This is a genomic window from Ruegeria sp. CDSA034, from assembly GCF_059612275.1.
The window spans coordinates 22,408-46,541 of the sequence record NZ_JBXWQH010000021.1; the positions used below are offsets into that span (position 1 = coordinate 22,408).

The 24,134-nt window shown below is 56.2% G+C and carries 22 protein-coding genes; 18 read left to right on the plus strand and 4 right to left on the minus strand.

Translation table 11 applies throughout. From position 1 onward, the window contains the following. Positions 1–2 precede the first annotated feature (2 nt). Together AC2FLJ_RS22190 and AC2FLJ_RS22195 are read left to right on the plus strand one after the other, a co-directional pair. The gene (locus AC2FLJ_RS22190) at positions 3–806 is read left to right on the plus strand and encodes a carnitinyl-CoA dehydratase (protein WP_108862257.1); all 804 of its coding nucleotides are present in this window, start codon (positions 3–5) and stop codon (positions 804–806) included. Next, positions 803–1,753: a 3-hydroxyacyl-CoA dehydrogenase NAD-binding domain-containing protein gene (locus AC2FLJ_RS22195; RefSeq protein WP_282119699.1), complete on the plus strand. Its 951-nt coding sequence runs from the start codon at positions 803–805 to the stop codon at positions 1,751–1,753. Before AC2FLJ_RS22190 ends, AC2FLJ_RS22195 begins: the two co-directional genes overlap by 4 nt. On the opposite strand, the gene AC2FLJ_RS22200 is transcribed toward AC2FLJ_RS22195, so the two are convergent. Continuing rightward, entirely contained in the window at positions 1,750–2,805 is a 1,056-nt protein-coding gene (locus AC2FLJ_RS22200; RefSeq protein WP_282119700.1) for a GlxA family transcriptional regulator, read from the minus strand. The two genes, AC2FLJ_RS22195 and AC2FLJ_RS22200, sit on opposite strands and share 4 nt — an antisense overlap. A gap of 120 nt (positions 2,806–2,925) precedes the next feature. Between AC2FLJ_RS22200 and AC2FLJ_RS22205 the strand changes: the two genes are divergently transcribed. From AC2FLJ_RS22205 to AC2FLJ_RS22240, 8 genes are all read left to right on the plus strand, one after another. After that, on the plus strand, positions 2,926–3,816 hold the full coding sequence (locus tag AC2FLJ_RS22205) for a beta-keto acid cleavage family enzyme (protein WP_058272684.1): 891 nt from the start codon (positions 2,926–2,928) through the stop codon (positions 3,814–3,816). After that, positions 3,809–4,810 carry an ABC transporter ATP-binding protein gene (locus AC2FLJ_RS22210; protein ID WP_282119701.1) on the plus strand — a complete coding sequence of 334 codons (1,002 nt, stop codon included), beginning with the start codon at positions 3,809–3,811 and terminating at the stop codon, positions 4,808–4,810. Before AC2FLJ_RS22205 ends, AC2FLJ_RS22210 begins: the two co-directional genes overlap by 8 nt. A gap of 78 nt (positions 4,811–4,888) precedes the next feature. Next, a complete protein-coding gene (locus AC2FLJ_RS22215; RefSeq protein WP_058272769.1) occupies positions 4,889–5,995 on the plus strand; it encodes an extracellular solute-binding protein in 1,107 nt (368 codons plus the stop codon). A gap of 62 nt (positions 5,996–6,057) precedes the next feature. Then, complete coding sequence (locus tag AC2FLJ_RS22220; protein ID WP_058272685.1) at positions 6,058–6,906, plus strand: ABC transporter permease; 849 nt, start codon at positions 6,058–6,060, stop codon at positions 6,904–6,906. Continuing rightward, positions 6,903–7,700 (plus strand): ABC transporter permease, encoded by a 798-nt coding sequence (locus AC2FLJ_RS22225; RefSeq protein ID WP_108862254.1) that lies wholly within the window; start codon positions 6,903–6,905, stop codon positions 7,698–7,700. Before AC2FLJ_RS22220 ends, AC2FLJ_RS22225 begins: the two co-directional genes overlap by 4 nt. Positions 7,701–7,712: 12 nt before the next feature. Beyond that, the gene (locus tag AC2FLJ_RS22230) at positions 7,713–8,873 is read left to right on the plus strand and encodes an acyl-CoA dehydrogenase family protein (RefSeq protein WP_199913573.1); all 1,161 of its coding nucleotides are present in this window, start codon (positions 7,713–7,715) and stop codon (positions 8,871–8,873) included. Beyond that, complete coding sequence (locus tag AC2FLJ_RS22235) at positions 8,870–10,960, plus strand: acetate--CoA ligase family protein (protein WP_282119702.1); 2,091 nt, start codon at positions 8,870–8,872, stop codon at positions 10,958–10,960. Before AC2FLJ_RS22230 ends, AC2FLJ_RS22235 begins: the two co-directional genes overlap by 4 nt. Beyond that, complete coding sequence (locus AC2FLJ_RS22240) at positions 10,957–12,102, plus strand: serine hydrolase domain-containing protein (RefSeq protein ID WP_282119703.1); 1,146 nt, start codon at positions 10,957–10,959, stop codon at positions 12,100–12,102. Before AC2FLJ_RS22235 ends, AC2FLJ_RS22240 begins: the two co-directional genes overlap by 4 nt. Positions 12,103–12,850: 748 nt before the next feature. On the opposite strand, the gene AC2FLJ_RS22245 is transcribed toward AC2FLJ_RS22240, so the two are convergent. Both AC2FLJ_RS22245 and AC2FLJ_RS22250 read right to left on the minus strand, forming a co-directional pair. Further along, positions 12,851–13,891, minus strand: a complete 1,041-nt coding sequence (locus AC2FLJ_RS22245; protein WP_282169972.1) for an IS110 family RNA-guided transposase — start codon at positions 13,889–13,891, stop codon at positions 12,851–12,853. Between the two features lie 306 nt (positions 13,892–14,197). Beyond that, on the minus strand, positions 14,198–15,022 hold the full coding sequence (locus AC2FLJ_RS22250) for a helix-turn-helix transcriptional regulator (RefSeq protein ID WP_282169971.1): 825 nt from the start codon (positions 15,020–15,022) through the stop codon (positions 14,198–14,200). 127 nt (positions 15,023–15,149) lie between these two features. On the opposite strand from AC2FLJ_RS22250, the gene AC2FLJ_RS22255 reads away from it, so the two are divergent. From AC2FLJ_RS22255 to AC2FLJ_RS22280, 6 genes are read left to right on the plus strand one after another with little or no spacing between them, the layout of a single operon-like run. After that, positions 15,150–16,271, plus strand: a complete 1,122-nt coding sequence (locus AC2FLJ_RS22255; protein WP_058277029.1) for an ABC transporter ATP-binding protein — start codon at positions 15,150–15,152, stop codon at positions 16,269–16,271. A 38-nt stretch (positions 16,272–16,309) separates the two neighbouring features. Further along, a complete protein-coding gene (locus tag AC2FLJ_RS22260; RefSeq protein WP_058277121.1) occupies positions 16,310–17,467 on the plus strand; it encodes an ABC transporter substrate-binding protein in 1,158 nt (385 codons plus the stop codon). A gap of 22 nt (positions 17,468–17,489) precedes the next feature. Further along, positions 17,490–18,341: an ABC transporter permease gene (locus tag AC2FLJ_RS22265; protein ID WP_282169970.1), complete on the plus strand. Its 852-nt coding sequence runs from the start codon at positions 17,490–17,492 to the stop codon at positions 18,339–18,341. A gap of 9 nt (positions 18,342–18,350) precedes the next feature. After that, positions 18,351–19,169, plus strand: a complete 819-nt coding sequence (locus AC2FLJ_RS22270; protein ID WP_282169969.1) for an ABC transporter permease — start codon at positions 18,351–18,353, stop codon at positions 19,167–19,169. Next, positions 19,166–19,963 carry an SDR family NAD(P)-dependent oxidoreductase gene (locus AC2FLJ_RS22275; protein ID WP_058277032.1) on the plus strand — a complete coding sequence of 266 codons (798 nt, stop codon included), beginning with the start codon at positions 19,166–19,168 and terminating at the stop codon, positions 19,961–19,963. The genes AC2FLJ_RS22270 and AC2FLJ_RS22275 overlap by 4 nt, the downstream gene beginning before the upstream one ends. Positions 19,964–19,984: 21 nt before the next feature. Continuing rightward, the gene (locus AC2FLJ_RS22280; protein WP_058277033.1) at positions 19,985–20,776 is read left to right on the plus strand and encodes an SDR family NAD(P)-dependent oxidoreductase; all 792 of its coding nucleotides are present in this window, start codon (positions 19,985–19,987) and stop codon (positions 20,774–20,776) included. Between the two features lie 515 nt (positions 20,777–21,291). Here AC2FLJ_RS22280 and AC2FLJ_RS22285 read toward each other — a convergent pair. Beyond that, entirely contained in the window at positions 21,292–21,909 is a 618-nt protein-coding gene (locus AC2FLJ_RS22285) for a GNAT family N-acetyltransferase (protein ID WP_282171156.1), read from the minus strand. 175 nt (positions 21,910–22,084) lie between these two features. Between AC2FLJ_RS22285 and AC2FLJ_RS22290 the strand changes: the two genes are divergently transcribed. Both AC2FLJ_RS22290 and AC2FLJ_RS22295 read left to right on the plus strand, forming a co-directional pair. Continuing rightward, positions 22,085–22,279 carry a hypothetical protein gene (locus tag AC2FLJ_RS22290; protein WP_282171155.1) on the plus strand — a complete coding sequence of 65 codons (195 nt, stop codon included), beginning with the start codon at positions 22,085–22,087 and terminating at the stop codon, positions 22,277–22,279. Beyond that, the gene (locus AC2FLJ_RS22295) at positions 22,269–23,927 is read left to right on the plus strand and encodes an acetolactate synthase large subunit (RefSeq protein WP_282171154.1); all 1,659 of its coding nucleotides are present in this window, start codon (positions 22,269–22,271) and stop codon (positions 23,925–23,927) included. Before AC2FLJ_RS22290 ends, AC2FLJ_RS22295 begins: the two co-directional genes overlap by 11 nt. The last annotated feature ends 207 nt before the right edge of the window (positions 23,928–24,134 follow it).

Here is a 24,134-nt window from a genome sequence, read left to right on the forward strand (position 1 = left end):
AGATGTCAGACGGCGTTAAGGTTCACCGCGAGGGTCATGTTCTGGAAGTCACGCTGGAGCGCGGCAAGGTGAATGCCATTGATGTGCCCACGTCACAGGCGCTGGCTGCAGCCTTTCAGGAGCTGCACGAAGACAAGGATCTGCGCTGCGCGATCCTGACCGGTGGTGGAGAGAAGATATTCTCGGCTGGGTGGGACCTAAAGGCGCTCAATGACGGAGAGATGCAGCTCGATAATTGGTGGGAGACCGATGACTACGGCTTTGGCGGCTTCACCGGGCTCACTGAAAACTGGGCGCTGAACAAGCCCGTAATTGCTGCGATCAATGGGTTGGCCATTGGTGGCGGGTTCGAGATGGCGTTGGGGTGCGACCTGCTGATCGCCGCCGATCACGTGGAATTCGGGCTGCCGGAAATGCCCCTAGGCATCGTGCCGGACGCGGGCGCGCTGCAACGATTGCCGCGCCGCATTCCGCACAACATTGCGATGGAGATGTTCTTGCTGGGCCGCCGCATGACCGCGCAGGAAGCAGCGCACTATGGGCTGGTCAACAAGGTGGTGCCGAAAGAGCAGTTGATGGATGCTGCGCGCGAATGGGCGGCTTCGATTGCCTGGTCGGCACCGCTTGCGATGCAATCCGTCAAAGAGGTGCAGCGCGAAATCGAATGCGTGCCACTGGAGCAGGCGTTTCACAAGATGCGCACGGACCCGATGCCGATCTATCGCAAGATGCTCAAATCAGATGATGCTGCCGAAGGGGTGGCGGCTTTCGTGGAAAAGCGCGAACCCAACTTCAAAGGTGAATGATGTATCCTGATCCTATCAGCGTCACTCGCATCACCAGCATTGGCGCGGGCCCAATTGGCGGCGGCTGGGCGGCGCATTTTCTGGCCCGTGGCTATGATGTGACGGCCTATCTGCATGACACCAGTGAAACTGAAGCATTCCATTCGATCCTCAACACCGCCTGGGGCAGTCTGACGGATCTGGGGCTGGCTGAGGGCGCGTCTTTGGACCGTCTCCGCATTGTCACCGACCTTGAACAGGCGCTGGAGGGTGCGCAGTTCGTGCAGGAAAGTGCACCGGAGCGGTTGGAGATCAAACAATCGCTTTACGCACAGATGGGAGAGGTGCTGCCGCCTGACGTTGTCATCGGCTCCTCAACCTCCGGTCTGACAATGAGCGAGATCCAAGCCAAATGCGCGACCCCTGAACGCTGCGTGATCGGACACCCGTTCAATCCGCCCTACCTGCTGCCGCTGGTCGAGATTGTGGGCGGTGACAAAACTGCGCCGGATGCCGTGGTATGGGCCGGGAAGTTTTACGAAATTGCGGGCAAAGCGCCGCTGTTGATGAAAAAAGAAATCCCCGGCTTCGTCGCGACGCGCCTGCAAGAAGCGCTCTGGCGCGAGGCCTTGCACATGGTTGCCAATGGCGAGGCGACGCCGGAAGACATCGACATTGCCTTGATGAATGGGCCTGCGCCGCGCATGGTGTCCCAAGGTCAGTGTATGGCCTTTCACGTGGCCTGTGGCGCGGGCGGCATGGCGACCAATCTGGATCAGTTTGGCCCCGCGCTAAAGCTGCCCTGGACTCGGCTGGAGGCACCAGAACTCACCCGAGAGCTGCGTGGCCGCATGGTCGATGGTTGCAATGACATCGCCGGAGATCGCCACTTTGAGGATATGGCCGCGCAGCGCGATCGAGAGATTGTCGCAGTGTTGCGCGCGTTGCGCGAGGCGCGGTTGGATTAGGGACGGCCCGGAATCTCCTTAAGCGTTGAAAGGAAATCTGACAGGGAACCGGGCCAACTCGGCGCCGGTTCATTTGCAGGCCATGCCTCTCGGTATTCCGAAGGGCGGCGACCAAAGAATTTGCCAAAGGAATAGGCAAAATGGGACAGGGTGTTGAACCCTGACGCGGTGGCAATCTCGCGCACGCTGAGATCGGTGGAGATCAGCAGCAACCGCGCATTCTGCAACCGTCGCAACAAACCGAACTGCACCACAGTGCAACCGACGTGTTTCTTGAATTTCCGCTCTAGCTGTCGCTGCGAGACATCCAGCTTATCAGCGATCTCCGGCACGCTGAGCGGTTCTTCTATGTTCCCTTCGATCAGCGTCATCGCCTCACGCACCAGCGGCAGCATGGTCTCCGTGCTGCGCCCCATGGTGGACCGCTGTGACGCACCCGCGTTGCGGATCGGGTGATGCAACATTTGATCGGCAATTTCGCCCGAAAAGCCACTGCCATGGGTGCGCTCGATCAAACGAAGCATTAGATCCACGCCCGCGAGCCCACCCGAGCAGGTCATGATCTTGCCCTCGATGGTGAACAGGCATTCCTGCACATCCACCCGGTTAAAGCTTTCGCGAAAACCGCTGAGCCAGGACCAGTGGATCGTCGCCGGCTTTCCGTCCAACAGACCCGCCCGCGCGACAATATAGCAGCCAAGCTCAACCCCGCAGATACTGCTCCCCGCCCGCGCGCGCTTGCGCAGCCAAGCGGTAAGCGCGCGGTTATCGTAATGCTCCGTCCCCCAGCTGCCCAAAACAAAAATGTAATCCGCTGGCGGCAGGTTGTCCTGCTCTGCTGAAACGCGGGTTGTCATGCCATTGCTGGCCACGATTTCAGTGCCGTCAAAGGACACGATGTCCCAAGAAAACAGGGGCTCTGCCGAAAGATAATTCGCGATCCGCATCGTTTCGGTCATGGTGATCAATGTGGTTATGTTGAACCGTGGGACCACCACAAAAATGGCATGATGCACAGCGCGGGGCGTCTGCTGGGTCATGTCGATTTGCATGAGCTAAAGTCCAGATTGCATAGTGCGATTTTTCGCCAGCATAGCCGAAAGACTGTCGGATAATCGACAACTTTCTTACCCTTTCCCGCGTCAAGCTGAAAAAAATAGGGGGTTTGCCAGATGAACTATGAGGTTGTCCTGACTTGCGCCGTGACTGGCGCGGGCGATACCACGGGCAAAAGTCCGCATGTGCCCGTCACGCCGAAAGAGATCGCTAATGCGGCGATTGAGGCGGCCAAGGCAGGGGCCTCCGCCGCGCATATTCACGCGCGTGATCCCGAGACGGGCCAAGGCTCACGCGACCCGAAGCTTTTCAAGGAAATCGTGGACCGGGTGCGCGACAGTGACACCGATGTGGTGATCAATGTGACCGCCGGGATGGGCGGCGACTGGATCTCGGACCCGGCCAACCCAGCGATGCCGGGCCCCGGCACGGACATGATCGGCCCCGAGGAACGGCTCGCTCACATCAAGGAATGCTTGCCCGATATATGTTCACTGGATTGCGGGACACTGAATTTCTCTGACACGGACATGATCTATATCTCTACCCCGCCAACACTGCGGCGTATGGCGGCATTGGTGCAGGAATGGGGGGTGAAGCCGGAACTGGAAGTCTTTGACCTTGGCCATATCCGCTTCGCCAAGGCGATGGTGGATGAGGGGCTGATTGATGCGCCTCCCATGTTCCAGCTTTGTCTGGGCATTCCCTGGGGCGCGGATCAGACCGTCGAAACCATGGCTGCCATGAAAGCGCAACTGCCTGCCGGGGCCAGCTGGGCCAGCTTCGGGATTGGACGCGGTCAAATGCCCATGGCAGCGGCCTCTGTCGCGTTGGGTGGCAATGTGCGCGTAGGGCTGGAGGACAACATCTATTTGGAGCGCGGGGTTCTGGCGACCAACGGCCAGCTTGTCACCCGTGCCCGCGAGATCATTGAGCGCATGGGGGGGCGTGTGCTGACCCCGCAAGAGGCGCGCAACAAGCTGAAGTTGAGAGGCGCGGATGGCTGACCTCGCCGATACAGGCAGTTTGCAGGTGCGTAATGTCTCGAAACTGTTCGGGACATTCCGGGCAGTCAACAACATCAGTCTGGATATTCAGAAAGGTGAGTTTCTGACTCTGCTGGGCCCCTCGGGGTCGGGCAAGACCACGCTGTTGATGATGATCGCGGGGTTCCTCGATATCTCTGAAGGGGACATTGCGCTGGATGGGTCCTCCATCGCGCAAACCCCCGCGGAAAAACGCAATTTTGGCATGGTATTTCAGGGCTACGCGCTGTTCCCCCATATGAGCGTGCGAGACAACATCGGATACGCCTTGAGTGTGCGCAAACGTCCCACGTCAGAGATTAGGGCGCGGGTCGACGAGATGCTGGAATTGGTCCAGCTGCAGGATTTCGCGGACCGCAAGCCGGGGCAGCTGTCCGGCGGGCAGCAACAGCGCGTCGCGCTGGCACGTGCGCTGTGTTTTGCGCCACCGGTGTTGCTGTTGGACGAACCGCTTGGCGCGCTTGACAAGAAACTGCGGGTCGAGGTGCAGGAGCAACTCAAGGATATTCACCGCCGAGTTGGCACGACCTTCATCTACGTCACCCATGATCAGGAAGAAGCGCTGTCCATGTCGGACCGCATCGTGATCATGCGCGACGGGGCGATTGAACAGATTGGTACGCCTCAGGAGCTCTATGAGCGGCCAGTGAACCAGTTCACGGCCAGTTTCTTGGGCAAATCCAACTTCATTCAGCAAGACGGCAAAACTTACGCCCTGCGTCCCGAAAAAATCGACCTGCGCAAAGGCGCGGGCCATGCGGAGGCACAGACGAGTGGGGTGGTGCGCTCTATTACCTACTTTGGTTCAATGCAGCGCGTCATCGTGGATGCCAGCGATGGTACCGAAATCGAAGTGGACATCGATGTCTGGCGCAACAGCGAAGCCTTGAACGAAGGCGATACCGTGGACCTGTTGTGGAAAGACGAAGCTGCTGTGGAATTACAAACGGGCTAAAGCCCCAAAAACGTGTGCCGCCAAAAGGTGCCATTGAGCAAAAGTCCGGGAACTCCCGAACCCAATAGGAGGATGAAAATGCACGATAGACAATTCAAGAAAGAGATGCTGCAAGACAGCGCGCAGGCCTACAAGAAAGGCCGCATGGATCGCCGCACGTTCCTGGCGCTTTGTGGTGCCTCGGGCGTGGCGATGAGCGCCGTGATGGCAGGTGATGCCGAAGCCGCTGCTGATCACGTGGTGATGTGGAACTGGGGTGGCCAGTCTGAAGAATGCCACGGCTCCGCCATTGGCGATGCCTTCACCGCCAAGACTGGCAAGGGACTGAAATTTGACACCTCCGGCCCTCTGGAAGGCAAGATCAAGGAAATGGTCGACAGCGGCAATGTCACTGCCGACGTTGCGGACGCAGACCTTTTCAATGCCGTGTCCCTTGGGCCAACAGGCCATCTGGAACCAATTGATTACTCTGTTGTTTCCAAGGAAAAGACCCTGCCAGGCTATGCGCTGGAATATGGGGTTTCGATCATCCTTTATGGCTATGCCTTTGTCTATGACACCGAAGCCTATGGCGATAATCCCCCGCAGAACTGGGCGGATTTCTTTGATACCGCCAAATTCCCGGGCATGCGCTCGCTGTACAAATGGGCCAATGGCTCGCTCGAAGCAGCACTTATGGCGGATGGCGTTGCGGGCGATGCGCTTTACCCGTTGGACATGGATCGCGCCCTCGCCAAGATCAAATCGATCAAGGACAACAGCCTTTACTGGGGCTCAGGGTCCGAGGCGCATTCCATGGTAGTGAATGGCGAAGTCTCGCTCGGCATGGTCTGGCAGAACCGGGGACGTAACATCGAAAATGACACCGATGGGCGCTACAAGCTGGTGAACAATCAGGCCATGGCGATGCCGGGGGCCTATATCGTGCCCAAGGGCAACCCCGCAGGTGCGGCCGTAATGGACTTCATCGCCACAGCGCAAGAGGTGCCTGCACAGCTGGCGCTGCTTGATTGCCTTGGTATGACGCCCTCTAACCCCGAAGCCTTCGGCCAGATCCCCGAAGATCAGCAGCCTTATGCGATCACCTCGGCAATGAACATCGACAAAATCGTTTATAACGATCCCGACTGGTGGGGGAAAAACGGCGGTGATGCGGTGAACGCCTTCCTTGAGGCGATCAGCTAAACACGCCTGATAGCCGCCCGTGTCTTCCTGCGGGCGGCCATCGATTTGGCCCAGGACATTTCATGCAAGCCTTCACCCGACATATCCACCCCGGCTGGCTGATCATCGCACCTTTGATGCTGATGGTCATAGCGCTCTATCTGGGGCCGATCCTGAACATCCTGTGGCTCAGCGTCACGGACCCGGAACCTGGATTGAGTAATTACGCCAAACTGGCGGAAAGCGATGCGCTGATCCGCATTGTCTGGACTACGGTGCGCATCTGCATCATCACCACGATGTTCAGTGTCACGCTGGGCTATTCCATCGCCTATGCCATGGTGCACTGCCACCAACGCCAGAAGAACTATATGCTGACGTTGCTTCTTGTGTCCTTTTGGATTTCCATCCTTGTGCGCACTTTTAGCTGGCTGATGCTGCTGGGGCGCAAAGGGTTGGTGAACGGTACGCTGGAAAACATTGGACTGATTGCCGAGCCCATCGCCTTTATGCGCAATGAGTTGGGCGTGCTGATCGGCATGGTGCATTACATGATCCCCTATGCGGTACTGCCACTGCTGGTCTCGATGCAATCGCTTGATACGCGTGTGATGGATGCCTCGCGCAATCTGGGCGCCAGCAGCACGCAGACCTTCTGGCGCATTTACCTGCCACTGACCCTGCCAGGGTTGGTGGCTTCGACCCTGCTGGTCTTCATCCTGAGCCTTGGGTTTTACGTCACCCCTGCCGTATTAGGCGGTGGCAAAGTGCTCATGGTGGCAGAGTACATTTCTGTGCAATTGCTGGTCACCCTGAAGTGGGGCACAGCCGCGATGCTGGCGGCAATCATGCTGACGGGCGTTCTGGCGATGCTGTGGATCATGTCGCGTTTCATGAAGCTCAGCACCGTGTTTGGGGGGGCTGCACGATGACATCAGGTCTGTTCTCCAAGTTCAACCGCGTGGGCGCATGGGTTTTGTTGCTGTTTCTGGTGACGCCCGCGCTGATCGCCATTCCCGTATCACTGACGCCAAAGCGTTTTCTGTCTATGCCAAAGGGCGAATTGTCCCTGCGCCATTTTCAAAAGCTGTTCACTTCCGAGGAATGGCTGTCGAGCTTTTTCCAAAGTGGCGTGATCGCAGTCTCGACCTCACTGCTGGCAACATTCCTTGGCACGCTCTGTGCCATTGGCCTGTGGCGGGTATCCTCAAAGTATTCCGAGCTGATGCGCGCCTTCCTGCTGCTGCCGCTGATCATCCCGCAGATCATTTCTGCCATGGCGTTCTATCGACTGTGGATCCCGCTTGGCCTGTTGGACAGCTACGCCGGGCTGATCCTCGCGCATACGATCTTGGCAGCCCCCATGGTGCTGATCACAGTCAGCGCCTCGCTGGCGACCTTTGATCCCAAATTGGAACAAGCCTCCAAGAACCTTGGTGCTTCGAACTGGACCACAATGCGCCTGGTGATCCTGCCCTCAATCAAACCGGGGGTCTTTGCCGGAGCGCTTTTTGCCTTCATTCTCAGCTGGGATGAAATTGTCGTGACGCTGTTCATCTCCAAATACACCGTCTACACCCTGCCGCGCCGCATGTGGAACGGCATCCGCGAAAACACCGATCCGACGGTAGCCGCCGCCGCTGTGGTGTTGATCGCCATCACGCTTATTGCCTTCGTGATCTTTTCGATCATGTCCCGTCGTAACGACAAGTCCGAAGCCCCATAAAGGAGGCGCCTTATGAACATGGAAGCCAGTGTTGAAACCGACCTGCTGATCAGCACCGTCCGCCGCTTTGTGGAAACAGAAATGTATCCACACGAGGAGGAAGTGGACCAGATGGGCTATGTCCCCGAAGAGATTGGCCGTCAGATTGAGGCGAAGGCCCAGGAGTTGGGACTGTTTGCCTGCAACTTGCCCGAAGAGGTCGGGGGCGGAGGCCTTGGTTACGGGCCTATGTCCTTGATTGAACGCGAGTACGGCAAGACCAGCCATGCCCTGCAAAGCTGGGCTGCGCGTCCCACGGAACTGCTCATGGCTTGCGAGGGCGATCAGCGCGAACGTTACCTTTTCCCCGCGGTGCGCGGTGAAAAACGAGAGTTGTTCGCCCTGACGGAACCGGACGCGGGGTCGGACGTAATGGGTATGAAAACCAACGCCCGGCGGGATGGAGATGACTGGATCCTGAATGGTTCAAAGCATTTCATCTCTGGCCCCTGTATGCCCGATTTTGCGATCGTTTTTGCTGCGACGGGTGCTGACGAAACGCCACGTGGACCGCGCAAACGGGTGACGGCCTTTTTGGTGGACGTTGGCACACCGGGCTTTGACTGCCGCGAAGGCACCAAATGTGTCAGCTATCGCGGCTACAAGACGTTTGAACTGCACTTCGATAATGTGCGCCTTGGTCCGGGGCAGGTGCTGGGGGAAGAAGGGCGTGGTCTTGAACTCTCTGGCAAATGGCTGGGCATGGGGCGCATCTGGGTGGGGGCGACCTGTTGTGGCAAGGCGGAGCGCATACTGGAGATGGCCACCGAATGGGCCGCGTCCCGAAAGCAGTTTGGCAAACCCATCGGGGCGTTTCAGGCCACCGGTTTCCGGCTTGCAGATGGCGCTATTGGATTGCGCGCAGCCGACCTAATGGTCAAAGACGCCGTGGCGCGTGCCGAACAGGGCGTGATGAGCGATGCGGATGCGGCGATGATCAAGGTCTTTTGTTCAGAAATGCTGGGCAAGATCGCCGATGATGCGGTGCAGATCTACGGTGGCATGGGGCTGATGGAGGAAATGCCGATCCAACGCTTCTGGCGCGACAGCCGACTTGAGCGGATCTGGGACGGCACCTCTGAAATTCAACGCCACATCATCACACGCTCCATCCTGCGGCCCCTGGGTGCATGACCCCAAAGAGACGCGCCAACTTTGAGCGGCTTCTCAAGCCGCGCTCCATCGCTTTTATCGGCGGGCGGGATGCGACCATTGCCGTAAGAGAGGCGCGCAGGCGTGGGTTTGCAGGGCAAATGTGGGCGGTGAACCCCAGGCGAACAGATCTGAAGGGGGTGCCTTGCGTGCCCTGTATCGCTGATCTGCCTGAAGCGCCTGATGCTGTCTATCTGGCCATTCCCGCAGGTGGTATTGTCGCCGCATTGGGCGAATTGGCTGAGATGGGCGTCGGTGGCGTGGTCTGTTTTTCTGCAGGATTCAAGGAAACCGGCGATGCGGCGGCAGAACAGGCGCTGATCGAGGCAACCGGTGACATGGCCCTCATCGGTCCCAATTGTTACGGTTTGATCAACTACATCGACAACGCAGCACTTTGGTCTTTCGAACACGGTGGCTGGTCACCCGGTTACGGTGCAGCGATTGTCACCCAATCGGGCATGTTTTCCTCTGACATCACCATGTCTGCGCGCTCCTTGCCACTGGCATATATGGTATCGGCAGGCAATCAGGCGGTTCTGGGGTTAGAGGACTTTCTTGACGCCTTCGCTGATGACCCGGCAGTGCGTGCTATCGGGCTGCATATTGAGGGCCTTCAAGATATTCCCGCCTTTGAACGCGCCGCCCTGAAAGCCATTGAGCGAGGCGTGGCTGTGGTTGCGCTCAAGACAGGCAGCTCTTCAATCGGCGCAGCTCTGACTGTCAGTCACACGGGATCGCTGTCGGGGTCAGACGCGCTCTATGAGGCGTTGTTTGCGCGCACGGGCGTGATCAGTGTCACCAGCCCCGCGCAGTTTCTGGAAACGCTGAAGTACCTTTGTGTGGTCGGCGCGCCCAAGGGGCCAAGCGTTGCGGGTTTCACCTGTTCGGGGGGCGGCGCGACGATGCTGGCCGATCACGCGGAAAAGATCGGGCTCACGTTCTCGGCTGTCCGCGCAACGGAGCATGCGGCCCTGGTGGATCTGCTGCCAGACATCGCAACAGTGTCAAACCCGCTGGATTACACCACACCGATCTGGGGGCAGGCCGAATTGACCTATCCGGTCTTCGTCAAAGCGATGGACGCCGTAGGGGCCGAAGCGGCAGTTCTGGTGCAGGACTATCCTGCAGAAGGGCTAGATGCCTCCAAGATCTATTACCAAAACGATGCCAGCGCCTTTGCACAGGCTGCCTGCGATCGCGGAATCCCGGCAGCGATTTGTGCGACCCTGCCGGAGAATCTGGACAAGGTCACCCGCCGTTATCTGATCTCGATCGGAGTCGCGCCGATGCAGGGCATTCACGAAACGCTCAACGCCATGCAAAGCGCCAGCATTTGGGCCGCGCGACGTAATCGCATTCTGGCGACAAGGCCGGAGCCACTGATTGCCGGAACCCCGCCTGGCTCACTCGGCATGCTGACTGAGGACGCGGGCAAGGCCTGGCTTGCAGAGCGCGGTTTCACGGTCCCTTCGGGCCGGACAACGACGGCTCAAAAAGCCGAGGTGGCCGCAAAAAAGATCGGCTATCCGGTCGCGCTCAAGATGATGTCTACCCGGCTGGCCCACAAGAGTGAGGCAGGCGCGGTTGCTCTGGGCATTGCCGATGGCGCCGCGTTAAAGCAAGCACTTGATCAAATGAACACGGCTGTCACTGCCTATGATAAGCAGGCCGTGAGCGATAGCTACCTGATTGAGGCCATGTCGCCCACGCCTGTTGCAGAGATGATTGTCACCTTGCGCAATGACCCGCAGTTTGGCGCAGCACTGGTGCTGGGCAGTGGCGGAGTTTTGACCGAACTGGTTGGGGATGCCACAACGGTCCTTCTGCCCTCCACGCAGGACGATATCGCCAGTGCTCTGAAATCGCTCAAGATTTTTCACCTGTTGGAAGGCTTTCGAGGCCGTCCACGCGCCGATATAAACAAGGTGGTCACCGTGCTGAACGACCTTTGTGATGCTTTCCTGCAGGCCCGCGAAAAGGTCAGCGAAATTGAGATCAATCCGATGTTTGTCTATGCTGACCACGTTGTCGCCGTCGACGCGTTGATCCACGAGAATTGCACATGAGCAGGTTGAAGGTAGCCCCCAACCCCGATCTGACCGTGGGGCCAGACAACAAGCAGCGTTGGAATCAGCCTGCCCACCGCCGCCATGGATTTCACAACGCGCACCGCCTGTTCCGACGCACCCTGATGGTGCGTTCGCGAAATGTGTTGATGCTCGAAGAGGCCCACCAGGACCTGACAGCAACCGTGCCCGCATTGGCGGACCTTCTGGCACATCCCGCCTTCTCTGCGTTTTGCTGCCTACGGGACGGGCAGGTGATCATGGAACAGGCCGCACCAGATTTTGGGACAGACCGACCGCATTCGATCCAATCCATTACAAAACTGCACATTCACCTGATTATGGGACAGTTGATCGGCCAAGGGTTCGTCTCGCCTGACGCAAAGGTTGCACAGTATTTGCCCGATATTGGATCTGGCTACCGCGAGGTTAACGTTCAGGCTCTCCTGGATATGGCAGTCAGCAATGATTTTACCGAAGACTATGATGACCCGCATGCGGATTGCTATGATGAAGAGATTGCCCTGGGCTGGCGCCTACCCACCGAGGATCAGGAGGAAATCTCGCTCAAGGACTTTGCTTCCAGAATTAGGGGGTTCAGAGAGACAGAGGCGCGAACAGTAGCGGAGTACAAGTCGGCCAACACAGATGTGCTGACATTGATCGCAGCGCAGGTTTGCCCCGTCCCACTTACAGCACAAATTGAACGGATTGCAGATGCCGTTGGTTACGAGGGCGCCTTTCACATCAGCCTGAGCAAAGATGGTTTCCCTGCCTTTTCCGGTGGGGGTTGCCTGAGTGCTCGGGATCTCGCACGGTTTGGCCTATTTCTTGCGCGCGGCGGTCTTGATCTGTCTGGAAACGCATGTGCCAATGCAAATTTCCTCCGCCAAAGCCTGACCCGCTCAGCACCATCTCTGACACCGCCAAAAGAATGGCTGCGCTACTCCAACCATATCATGACCGACGGACGGGTGGTTGCGCATGCCGGTTACGGTGGCCAGTTCCTGATGGTGGACACGGTCACTGGCACGTCATGCGCGTTCCTGAGCGTTCTCGAAAACGACGCCGGGTATGATGACACCTTCATGAGCAACGTCGCGCAGGTTCTGCGACACGTCTGCTGCGCCGAAACCGCATAGGATTCAGGTATAGTAGCAAATGTCTCGCGCCATCTTTTCCAAGTTCGCCCGTTATCATAAATGACATCTGGAAGAACACTTTTCCTGACGCAGCGCGTGTGTATCCTTCTGTTTTCAGGCTACCTCTTGCGAAGCTCTGAGATTCATGAACGAACGACCGGTTCGTTGAAATCAGAAATTTTTTGGGCATCACAAATGAATGCCCGGTAATGTGCCGCCTTGATTGGAGCCAATGTCGGCTTTCCGCGATTCCAAGCCATTGGTGCGAGGTGCAGCATCCGGTATTCTTGGGCTCTGAGCCGTCGATCAGCCCGGTTTGTGCGAAGGGTGGCTTGTGGAAGACGAATGTCAGCACGATTGGCCAAGCCGATGAAATCGCCGGGTCATCTCGTTTTTCCTAAAGTCTGCTTACGGGAACAGGCTCAACCTTCGACCGCTGCACTGCCGCATGTCTGCTTCGAGCCCAATCTGCTCATTCATGAAAGGTGCGGCATCCGTCACGAAGGGCGGGAAGCGGTTCTCTGATCGCGGTATTGTCAAGGGCGTTGGATTTGTTGTCCGCCGGGGTCTTGGTTCTCTCCGAAGTCAGGTGATGCTGCTTCATGATGGCGTCCGGGGCTGATCGTCTGGAATGTCATTCACGAGGTTGATGCTGGTTGCGCCACCTCGACCGCTTTACGCGAGATCGATCTGCCTCCGTCCCGGAGGACGCCAAACCCACCCTATCCTCGGGCGGGCTTTCTGGTTGTCAGCTTGCAGGCTCCTTTGTCCAATTGAAATCTGTCCCGTCGCGCCAGATCGCGTGGAGGATCACCGCGATTTTGCGCGCGGTGGCCACAGCGGCCTTCTTGAAGCCTTTTCGCGTACTGAGCCGGATTGCCCAGGATTTGAGGGCTGAGAACCGCCTGACCTGTGTCATCAAGGACGTGGCGGCGGAAACAAGCAATCGACGCATCTCGGCATCCCCGCACTTGGAGATGCGGCCTGTTCTGTCGATCTCACCGGATTGATATCGTCTTGGTGTCAGCCCCAGGAACGCGCCGACATCGCGCGACCGGCGGAACCGGCTTGCATCATCTATTGTCGCAATGAAATTCAACGCAACCAGCGGCCCCACACCCGGCACGGTCATGAGGCGCCGCGCCAGTGGGTTCTGTTTGGCGACATGTATCAATTCATCACCCAGCATTTCCGCCGAGGCGCAAAGCTTTTTGTGGATCGGGATCATCGTTTGCGCCAGCAGCTCCAACATTGGATCACAAGAACCAGCCTCGGCCAGCTGGTCGCGGAACCCTTGTCGATAGTGCGCGCGCAGGACAGGCCCCATGCGGATGCCGAAAGTCTTCAGGACGCCCCGGATATGAGCTTCAAGATCCTTGCGCATGCGGATCAATCTCTCCCGCGCTGCAACCAGTGCTCGCACGCGGTCCGACGCTTCACTGCGAATGTGGACCTCGGTGAACCAGCCGGTCCGCGCCAACTGTGCCAACCCTTCCGCGTCTGCCTTGTCTGACTTGTTGAGGCGCGCCGACAGAGCCTTATGCGCCATGCGCGCGTCGATACAGGTGATCGGCACAGCTCGGCGCGCAAGTTCACGCGTCAGCCAAGTGGCCATTATCCCGCTTTCATGCACGACGCGCTCCACATCGGGGGCTCTCCGCGAAATGTATTCCGCAATGGTATCTGGTTCGGTCGGAATAGACGCGCGATGCAAGACCGTGCCTTCCGCATCCACAACGCAAACCGAGACCTCTTTCAATGAAACGTCGAGACCAACATAATGGCTCATGGTCGTTCTCCTCACGGCTTTTGATTGGTGAGGCTGATAATATCAGGCCTCGTTTGCCCAAGGAGAGCGACCACCGCGATCACACCATGTCATTCGCTGCAGGCGCATGAAATGCAAGCCAAAATAGAAAAGCGGTCACTCGAGATGGATGAATGAGGCCTCAGGAGGCGTCCCGTTCGAATATGGAGCATGCTTTCTTCACACCCCACAGAACACTCAGACGTTTTTATGTTTTGCAGGGGCTCTGCCTCGCCTTCACCGTTCGTGAAAAGAAGTTGGAGCAAGTACGCTCCAAGGCGATCGGCTTCAGTTAGCGTTCAGTGATTTGGACGACAACGATGAGTGTCCGCCCGAAACCAATTCATCTATGAACTTCGAAAACAACTCACCTTGAGATCGGATCTGCAGTTTTGAATAAACATTCCTTCGGTGGATACGCACAGTGCCGGGGGAAATTTCGAGGATGCGCCCCACAGCGTCTGCGGAATGACCTTTGAGCGTGTATTCGACGACCTGGCGTTCTCTTGGTGTCAGGGCACCCTGTCCGAAATTGGTAAAAGCAAGGGCCACGCTTTGATAAAGATCATCATCTGCTACCTCGCCTTCAACAGATCCAAACCGGTTGGCAAGATCGTCCCAGTGTCTTTTGCATGTCGCCTGCACAATGGGCCAAAACTCATTGAGTTGTCGGAAATCCTTGGCTGAAAAAGCCTTTTGCTCACGCATCACGGAAACAACCACACTGGCGGATTCAGGAAGCCGGATCACAAAGCCCATTTCTTCCGCAAGCCCGGTTCGGGCATAATAGCTGCGATAGTATTCGCCCTGAAAAAACCTGTCCGGTGCCAGATCGCGAATTCGATGCAGTCCGGGAACGAAATCGGTCTCGCAAACAAGATAAAATGGGTCAAGCAAGTATGGGCCTTCCTGATAGTCCTCAACAAAGACCTTGCGCTTATTTTTTGGGAAATCGTCATACAAATCCAAAGGGCGGGCTTGGCCAAAATATCCAAATACAACAGTGTAATCGAACGGGGTGATCTGCCTCAGCGTATCAGACAAGGTTTGTGCAAAGCTCTCTGAGCCGATAGCGTCAATGAGCGTGCCGGTTGCTTCGTACAAAGCTTTCATGATCCTCCTCCGCGCCCTGCTATTCAGATTGATATACTAAAAACATGGTATATACACTGAAACAAGTTTTTCTTACAGTTTTTCCAATATAGATAGTAGTCAACAAATCGGAAAAAGATAGAAATAAATGGAAAACGGGGGATATGTTGGCGAGGTTGAGCCAGCTGGCAAAAAACCGATCGCAGAACTGCGTGGAGTGACAAAGCGCTTTGGCGAAGTGTTGGCCGCCAGTGATTTGAACCTTTCGATTGCCGAGGGCGAGTTCCTTTCCTTTCTAGGCCCGTCCGGATGCGGCAAGACAACAGCTTTGAGGATGCTGGCAGGTTTCGAAACCCCCACCGAAGGGGATGTGTTGCTGGATGGAAAGGTGGTGAACACGCTCGAAGCGCACCACCGTCCGGTGAACATGGTGTTTCAGCAATATGCATTGTTCCCACATATGACCGTGGCGCAAAATATCGGGTACGGGTTACGCCAGATCCGCCCGCGCATACCAAAGGCAGAGATTTCGGAACGGGTGAGCAAAGCCCTTGATGTGGTGCAACTGGCAGGCTTTGAGGATCGCAAGATCTGGGAGATGTCAGGCGGCCAGCAACAGCGCGTGGCCCTGGCCCGCGCTATCATCAATGAGCCCAAACTCCTGTTGCTGGACGAACCCATGGCCGCGCTTGATCGCAAGTTGCGTAAGGAGATGCAGATCGAACTGCAGGATCTGCAACGCCAGTTGGGTATCACCTTTGTACTGGTGACACACGACCAGGAAGAGGCACTATCGATGAGCGATCGCATTTGCATCATGCGGGACGGCAGAATTGTGCAGATCGGTAGCCCGCAAGAGTTGTATGATCGCCCAAATTCTCGCTATGTCGCTGATTTTGTAGGCACGTCCAACTTCTTTAATGGCAAACTTCAGCGTTCGACGGACGGCTTGTCTGAGGTGCTTCTGGACAATGGAATGCGGATACAGGGCATGCCCGGTGATGGTCTTGTCGACGGGCAGGAGGTGTGCGTTAGCGTGCGCCCTGAACAAATGAAACTGCGCCGTCAGGGCAAAGGTCTTGAGGTCGAAGTCCACAACCGAATTTTTCTTGGCGAACACACTGAATACCTGGTGACGCACGAAACCCTTGGTGACTTCCTCGTACTCGCTCCGCGTCAGGCGGACCTTAGCGAAGGTGCTTTTGCCGTCCGCGACAAAGCCCTGGTCTCGTGGGAGACATCGGCGGCGCTCATTCTCGACCGAAATTAACGACGTCCACAACAACCATGCAAAAGGGAGTAAAGAAAATGACAAAGACCATCGACCATATCTCCAAGAAGGAGTTCATGGAGAAGCTGGAAAGCTACCGGAAAGGCTCAATCACGCGGCGCCATTTCCTGAATGTAACCGGCCTTGGTGCGGCAGCGGCTGTGATGGGGGCCTCGGTGCCCGGTTTGCGCCCACAACCTGCATATGCTGGCGATATTGGTGATCGCGTGGTTCTGGCTACATGGCCGAACTATCATGATCTGGCCAACTTTGACGCCTTTACTGAGGCGACCGGCGCACATGTGCAGGTCAACGTCTTTGGCTCGAACGAAGAAATGCTAGCCAAGTTGCAGGCCGGTGCCACCGGTTGGGATGTCTATGTGCCCACCAACTACACGTTTGAAGATTACGTCAAAGAGGATCTGATCGAACCGTTGGATACGTCGATGTTGCCGAACTATGATGCGTCGGCCTTTGATGCGCGCTACGCCGAGGCAGGTTCAGTCAACGGTAAGCTCTATGGTGTTCCCAAGAACTGGGGATCGACCGGCATGGCCGTCAACACTAAGCACAATGGTGGAAATGCGATTTCATCATGGCGAGAGTTCTTTGATATCACCATGGGCAAGTTCTCGGGTCGTACCATCGTGCACGACTATCAGCTGACCACGATTGGCAGCGCCCTGAACGCCTTTGGCTATTCGTTCAATTCGGTTGACGAGAAAGAGCTGGCCGATGCCGAGAAACTGCTGATTGACGTGAAGCCACATCTGTTTGCCATTACGTCGGACTATCAGCCGGGTATGCGTAATGGGGATGCCTGGTTGACCATCTGCTGGTCCGGCGACGGCAAGCAGCTGAACACCGACATACCCGAGATCGCCTATGTGCTTGGCAAAGAGGGCGGCGAAATCTGGAGCGATTACTGGGCGATCCCCAAAAGCTCCGAGCGCAAGGCAGCGGCCTATGCGTTGATCAACTTCATGCTGGATCCGAATGTTAACGTCAAAGAAGTGCTGGCGCACGGCTATCCGACGGCAGATTCCCGAACATATGATCAACTGCCCGAAGAGTTGAAGAATGATCCGATCATCTTCCCGGCTCAGGAGCTTTTGAGCCCACTGGAATTCGGGGCCGCAGTCACTCTGACCGATCCGAACCGCGCCGAGCTGATGGCTCGGTTCAAGTCGGCCTGATCTGAACTAAGGTGAAGACAACATGACGAATAGAACACGCAACTGGTTGTTGTTGGCACCTGCGGGAACTTGGTTCCTCGTGATGCTGATCATTCCGTTAACAGTTGTCTTCATCTTTAGCTTTGGAGAGCGAGCCTCGTCAGGTGGCGTTGAGCTCGCTCTCACTTTGGAACAATACACCAACCTTCCTGCACGCTGGGCAGCGTTCAAAAATACGATGACGTTGGCGCCGTTAGGAACCATGGCGGCGCTGCTTATCGCCTATCCCCTGGCTTACTTTCTCGCTGTCAAAACGACTCCGAGGTGGAAAACCATCCTGTTGGTTCTGGTGATCGTGCCATTCTGGACGTCGATCCTGATCCGCAGTTACGCTTGGATTTTCCTGCTGGGTGGACGCGGGATACCTGCCTTGTTCGAATGGGTCGGAATTGAGGGACTACGCCTAATCAACACGCCGTTTGCGGTGCTGGTTGGGATTATCTATGGGTATCTACCGCTGATGGTGTTCCCAATCTATGTCAGCCTCGACAAACTCGACAAACGCCTGCTCGAGGCGTCGTCTGATCTGGGCGCAAAGCCGTGGAAGACCTTTCTTCAGATCACGCTCCCGCTTTCGGTGCCCGGCATTGCGACTGGTTGCATGCTCGTCTTTATCCTGTTGATGGGCGAATACCTGATCCCGGCTCTGCTGGGCGGTGGCAAAGTGTTCTTTGTTGGCAATGCACTGGTCGACCTGTTCCTGCAGTCACGCAACTGGGCCTATGGGTCGGCGGTTGCTGTCACCCTTGTGGTCGTCATGCTGATTACCGTCACGATCTACATGCGGCTGATTAGCCGCCTCGGCGCAAGCCGTGAAGACGTATCGATTATGTGAGGCTATGCGATGAGACTGTATGCAATCTGCGTTTACCTTTTTCTCTACATTCCTATCGGTGTCATCGCCCTGTTCAGCTTTAACGCCGGTCGACACGCGAGCCAGCTTCAGGGGTTCTCAACCAAATGGTATGGTAAGGCGCTGTCCAATCCGTTCGTGATGGACGCGCTGGAAACCAGCCTGATCGTGGCATTTTGTTCGGCGCTGTTTGCCAGCGTCTTTGGCACCATGGCCGCCGTCGCCCTGCAGGGCATTCGTGGTCCCGTGCGAGCTACCTTTGATCTGCTGATCTATGTTGCGGTGATGATCCCCGGCATTGTAATTGGGATCGCCACTTTGATCGGGCTGGTCACCGTATTTGACCAACTGAACCCGCTGATTGCGGCGATTTGGCCGGACGGGTTCAAGCCGCCAAAGCTGCGCATGGGCATCGGCTCGCTGATCGCCGCCCACACGATGTTCCTGATGGCGCTTGTGGTAATTATCGTACGGGCACGGCTCGCGGGGATGGATCGCGCGCTGACCGAGGCCTCTTCGGATCTCTACGCCACGCCGATGGGAACGTTCCGACAGGTGACATTGCCGATGATCTTTCCGGCCATCCTGGCGGGTTTTTTGCTGAGCTTCACCTTTAGCTTCGACGACTTCATCATCGCGTTCTTTGTGGCGGGCTCAGAAACGACGCTGCCGATCTATGTGTTCTCATCCATCCGACGCGGTGTGACACCTGAAATCAACGCGATTGGAACGATGGTGATGGGCGTGTCTCTGTTACTGCTGATTACCGCCCAGTTGTTGCTGCAACGCGGAGGTAAAAAGTCCCGATGACCCTTGCAGAAAAATCTCTTAAGGCCCGACCTTTTCCGATACTCGGCGGCAAGGTTGTTCTGGTGACAGGCGCCGGATCAGGAATTGGCCGGGCAGGGGCAATGGCCATGGCCCGTCATGGCGCCAAAGTTATTGTGACAGATCTGGACGCCGACAAGGCTGCGCATGTGGTCGAAGACTTACATGGCGAGGGGCTGGTGGCGGCCTCGAGAGGGCTAGATGTCACCGACGATCAGGCAGTCAAAGCCGAGGTCGACAGAGTCGTCAAAGCTTACGGGCGCCTTGATGTCCTGCACTCTCACGCTGGCTATCAGGTTGAAGGCAACCTTGAGCAGGTGCCCGTTGAAGGTTTGGACATGTCCTGGCGATTGAACGTGCGGTCGCATTTTATCGCGGCTCGCGCTGCGGTGGGTCCCATGCGCGAGCAGGGAGGTGGCAGTGTAATCATCACTTCGTCAAACTCGGGTGTGCAATACGACCGCGAAATGATTGCCTATGCCACTACCAAGCATGCAGTGGTCGCCATGACCCGTCAGATGGCCGCAGATTATGCCAAACACAATGTTCGTTTTAACGCCCTGTGTCCGGGTTTTATCGACACGCCGTTTAACGCCGGTTTCGAAGTGCAAATGGGCGGGCGCGAAAAGCTAGAAAACTACGTGTCTGAAACCATTCCGATGGGACGCTGGGGCACGACCGAAGAAATGGCCGATTCAATCCTGTTTCTGGCCTCCGACATGTCCACCTTTATGACGGGCCATGCGCTGGTCATCGATGGCGGAGAATGCATCTGAACTTCTGTACGGAGCACCAATATGACCAATAGCCTCAAGACACCCAATGGCCGCCTCGCGGGAAAAGTTGCCGTGATTACAGGGGGAGCCACTGGAATGGGGCGGGCCACCGCGCTGATGTTTGCCGAAGAAGGTGCCAAGGTCAGCATCTTTGATATCAAGAATGAAGAGGGTCGGAAAACAGTCGACATGATCCGCGACACAGGTGGTGAGGCGGCATTTTTTCATGCTGATGTCACCAAGGACGCCGAGATCAATGCTGCCTTTGACGCTGCCCTTGAAGCCTTTGGACCCTATAATGTCCTGTTCAATCACGCAGGAACCATCATCGTCAAAGCGATGCATGAAACCAGCGAAGAAGAATATGACTGGTTGATGGATGTAAACGTGAAATCGGCCTTTCTGACCTGCCGTCGTGCGGTTCAGGACATGAGCGCAAATGGCGGCGGCTCAATCGTGATTACTTCGTCTATTGCGGCTGAACTGGGCTATGCGTTGGAGTCAGTCTACTGCATGTCAAAAGGCGCGGTTCTTCAACTGGCGCGCACGATCTCAACCGAATATCGCGATGCGGGCATCCGGTGTAACGCGGTCTGCCCTGGGTTTGTTGAAACGGCGCATGGCCTCAAGGAAATAGCAGAGTTGGACGCCGCCGGACAGGAATGGGAAGACTCTGGGATGGCGGCAACGCAGGGACGCATTTGCTATCCAGAGGAAGTGGCCGCGGCGGTGGTTTTTCTTGCATCTGATGAGGCCAGCTTTGTGAACGGCAATGCAACCTATGTTGACAACGGCTGGTACGCAAAAGGTTAAATGCCAAGCGAATAGGACAATCATGACCATCGGACTTTGAGTTGCACGATCACTTTGGCGGCGCAGCGAATGGCTGGATCGGTGGAGCCGCAATGCGGCGAGAACTTTCACGACGAATGACTGCAATGGGCCGGATGCGGCTTCTGGAGCATTTCAGCCGAAGGTCGGGAAAGTCCGCAACTCAGACATCGACGTACCAAAGTTCGCTGCGCTTTGAATGAATGGCCGCTTTTCTTTCTGCGACGCAGCTGGTGACTTCGGCGAATAGTTTGTTGCGCCTGCTTGGTTCAGAGATGGAGCACTTCCGCTTTGGGCTCGTTGCAGCCATCGGAGGCATTGCAGTATATGCTGGGCCTCGCCAACTACCCAAATCATGGCCGGCCCATAAGAGACATTCATCGCAGTCACTGATGCCGCAGTGCGGCTTCACCAGACCGGCCATTCGCTACGGACAAAAAAATCCTGAAACTGCCGAACTCACAGATTGCAGACAAATGCAGCCGTTTGATCTACCGCTATTGGGCGGCTCGAAACATCGGAAACAGGGGTGGGGCTTGGTCGGCTTTGATTAGACCCATCTCTTGGAAACCATAGCGCTTATACAGCGATAGATTTGTAGGGTTTGTCGACTCTAAGTAAGCAGGTCTTCCATCTTCATCACAACGTTTGAGGCAGCATTCAAGCAACGCGGACCCCAACCCTTTTCCTTGGCGAATTGGATCGACCGCAATAAAAGCTAAATGCCAGCAGTCCTCATCGGGATGATAATTGTCCATCTGCCCGAAGGTTTCGAACAACGCATCATGCTTTTCTGATGAGACCGTCTGCTCAAAACAGGCGACAAGCAGTTCTTCGTCAGGGTGAATGCTTGGCGGAAGCCAAAGTGCGCCAGCAGTAAAATCATCGTTTCGAAACGCGCTACCCTGTTCAAATGCACGCCCCCCAAAGAAGTCCATTACGCGCGGGAAGTGGGTAAGGAAATCGGCAGGTTCAGGATACAGCCAACGCATGAATGGGTCGGCAGAAAATCCAAGAGCAAGTCCGCTTAACAAACTTTCTGCCTCACTTCGGGTTGATGATCTAAACATGAAATTACCTTTGGTCGTTACACCTCGATTTTCACGTTTCAGCATGTGGGCCGCAAATACTTGTTGTCAAATGCGCAATTTATTGTCCTGCTTAAGCAACGAAGGATGACTGCGTCGAGCTCCCAGCAGACCTCTGAGGCGACGCAGCATCCTGTGATATTGTCTCTCGTCAATGTCGGGTTGTCGTTGTGGGAGGGTATGGCGGATCGGAGGGTCAGTCATGGAAACCCTAACTTACCTGCCATTCGCGCTTCGCCCAACCTGGAACAAGGGACGTATCGTCGGTCAGAAGCGGCCGCGAAAACCTAAGCATGTCTGGGCGATCCGAGTTCGACTTGAACTGGCCGAAAACCACCACGATCCCGCGTTGTTCAACATGGCAAGTCTTGCGGGCGAGGGCATCGATGACGATTGACGACCTGCACATCATCGAAAGCTTTTTCAGTTACTTTTGGATTGTCTCTCCCATAAAGTTCGTCGAAATCAGAGTTGGCGGTGATCGAATGAACGGCGCAGAATCTTTAGTCAAAACCTTTCTTCACAACGGCGTGGATACAGTTTTCGCCAATCCAGGCACGTCTGAAATGCACTTTGTTGCGGCTCTTGATAGACATCCCGAGATGAACTGTGTTCTGTGCCTGTTCGAGGGTGGAACGACGGGCGCCGCTGATGGCTACTACCGCATGAAACGGGACGTCGCCGGCACTCTGCTGCATCTTGCACCGGGGCTAGGCAACGCATTTGCCAATCTACACAACGCCCGAAAATCAAGGTCCGGGATCGTGAATGTGGTGGGAGATCACGCAACACATCACCTGCGTTATGAAAGCCCACTCAGAGGGGACATTATTGGCGTAAGTCAGGCTATAAGCCATTGGACACGAGTTTCTGATCACGCCACAAGCGTCGCATCGGACGGGGCCGCAGCCATTCAGGCCGCCCGATCTCAAAACGGCCAGATCGCCACTCTTGTTCTTCCCGCCGATACTGCTTGGGATGCAGCGACTGGCCCTGCGACGAATAGCATTCTGGCCCAACCACTTCATCGTCCGTCTTTGGAAGACATCGAGGCCGCAGCCATGCGTCTGAAGACTGCAAACGCAGCTTTGATGATAGGTGGGTCCGCGCTTTTTGGTTCACTTCATGTACTGGCTGGAAAAATTTCCGTCAAAACCGGATGCCGCCTGTTGGCGGATACTCTAATCCCTCGAATTTCGAAGGGGGCCGGGGCTGCCAAATTGGATCAACTTGTGTATCCAATTGCACCCAAGATCGCTCAGCTTGAACAGACATCGTCAATCACTTTGATCGGCGCCGACCAACCCGTTGCCTTCTTTGCATACCCGGGGAAACCGAGCACACCTGAGCCCGCCGGTTGCACGGTTTCAAGCCTGTGCGCTCCGAGGGATGATATTGCATGGACTCTTCAATCACTGGCAGACGCAGTTGGTGTTTCGAGCAAGACACAGCTGAACACATACGCTCTCGACCTGCCTCCAATCCCAACCGGAGATCTCACCTTAGCAAAAGTCGGCCAGACGTTAGCGGCCCTCATTCCCGAAAATGCTATCGTTTGCAATGAATCCGTGACGTCCGGGTTCCACGTCATTCCTCCGACTGCAGCAGCGCGACCACATGACTTGCTTGGGGGAACCGGTGGGGCGATAGGGCTTTGCCTACCGTGCGCAACTGGCGCAGCAATTGCATGTCCAGACAGAAAAGTAATTGCACTAACAGGCGATGGATCCGCCATGTACACATTGCAATCTTTGTGGACGATGGCGCGCGAAAGCCTGGATGTTACGGTGATTGTATTTGCCAACCGCGGCTATCAAATACTTCGGGATGAGCTGGCAAATGTCGGTGTTGAGAGTTTTGGCAAGAATGCGGAGGCAATGTTTGATGTGGAAAACCCAACGCTTGACTGGGTTGCGCTTGCTAAAGGGCATGGTGTTCCCGGGATACGAATTGAAGACACCGATGGCTTTGTAAAAGCCCTTTCTGCGGGGCTATCACGTGACGGCCCTTTCTTGATCGAAGTTGTGTGCCCGCCAGCATCTTGAGCACAAATTCTTTTTGAAACGGACGGCCCACAACCGCCGTTGACCACCGGTCTCCTCCGCTGCGGTGCGGCCCGTCGAACCTGCCGTTCGCTGCGAGAGCAAGATTAAGGTCATGCTGAATTCACACAGTGCGGACAAAACGGTCATTCGCAAAACCGTGCCTTCTGTCGCCATAGGCCCATTCACGACCTTATGAACTCTGTCAAA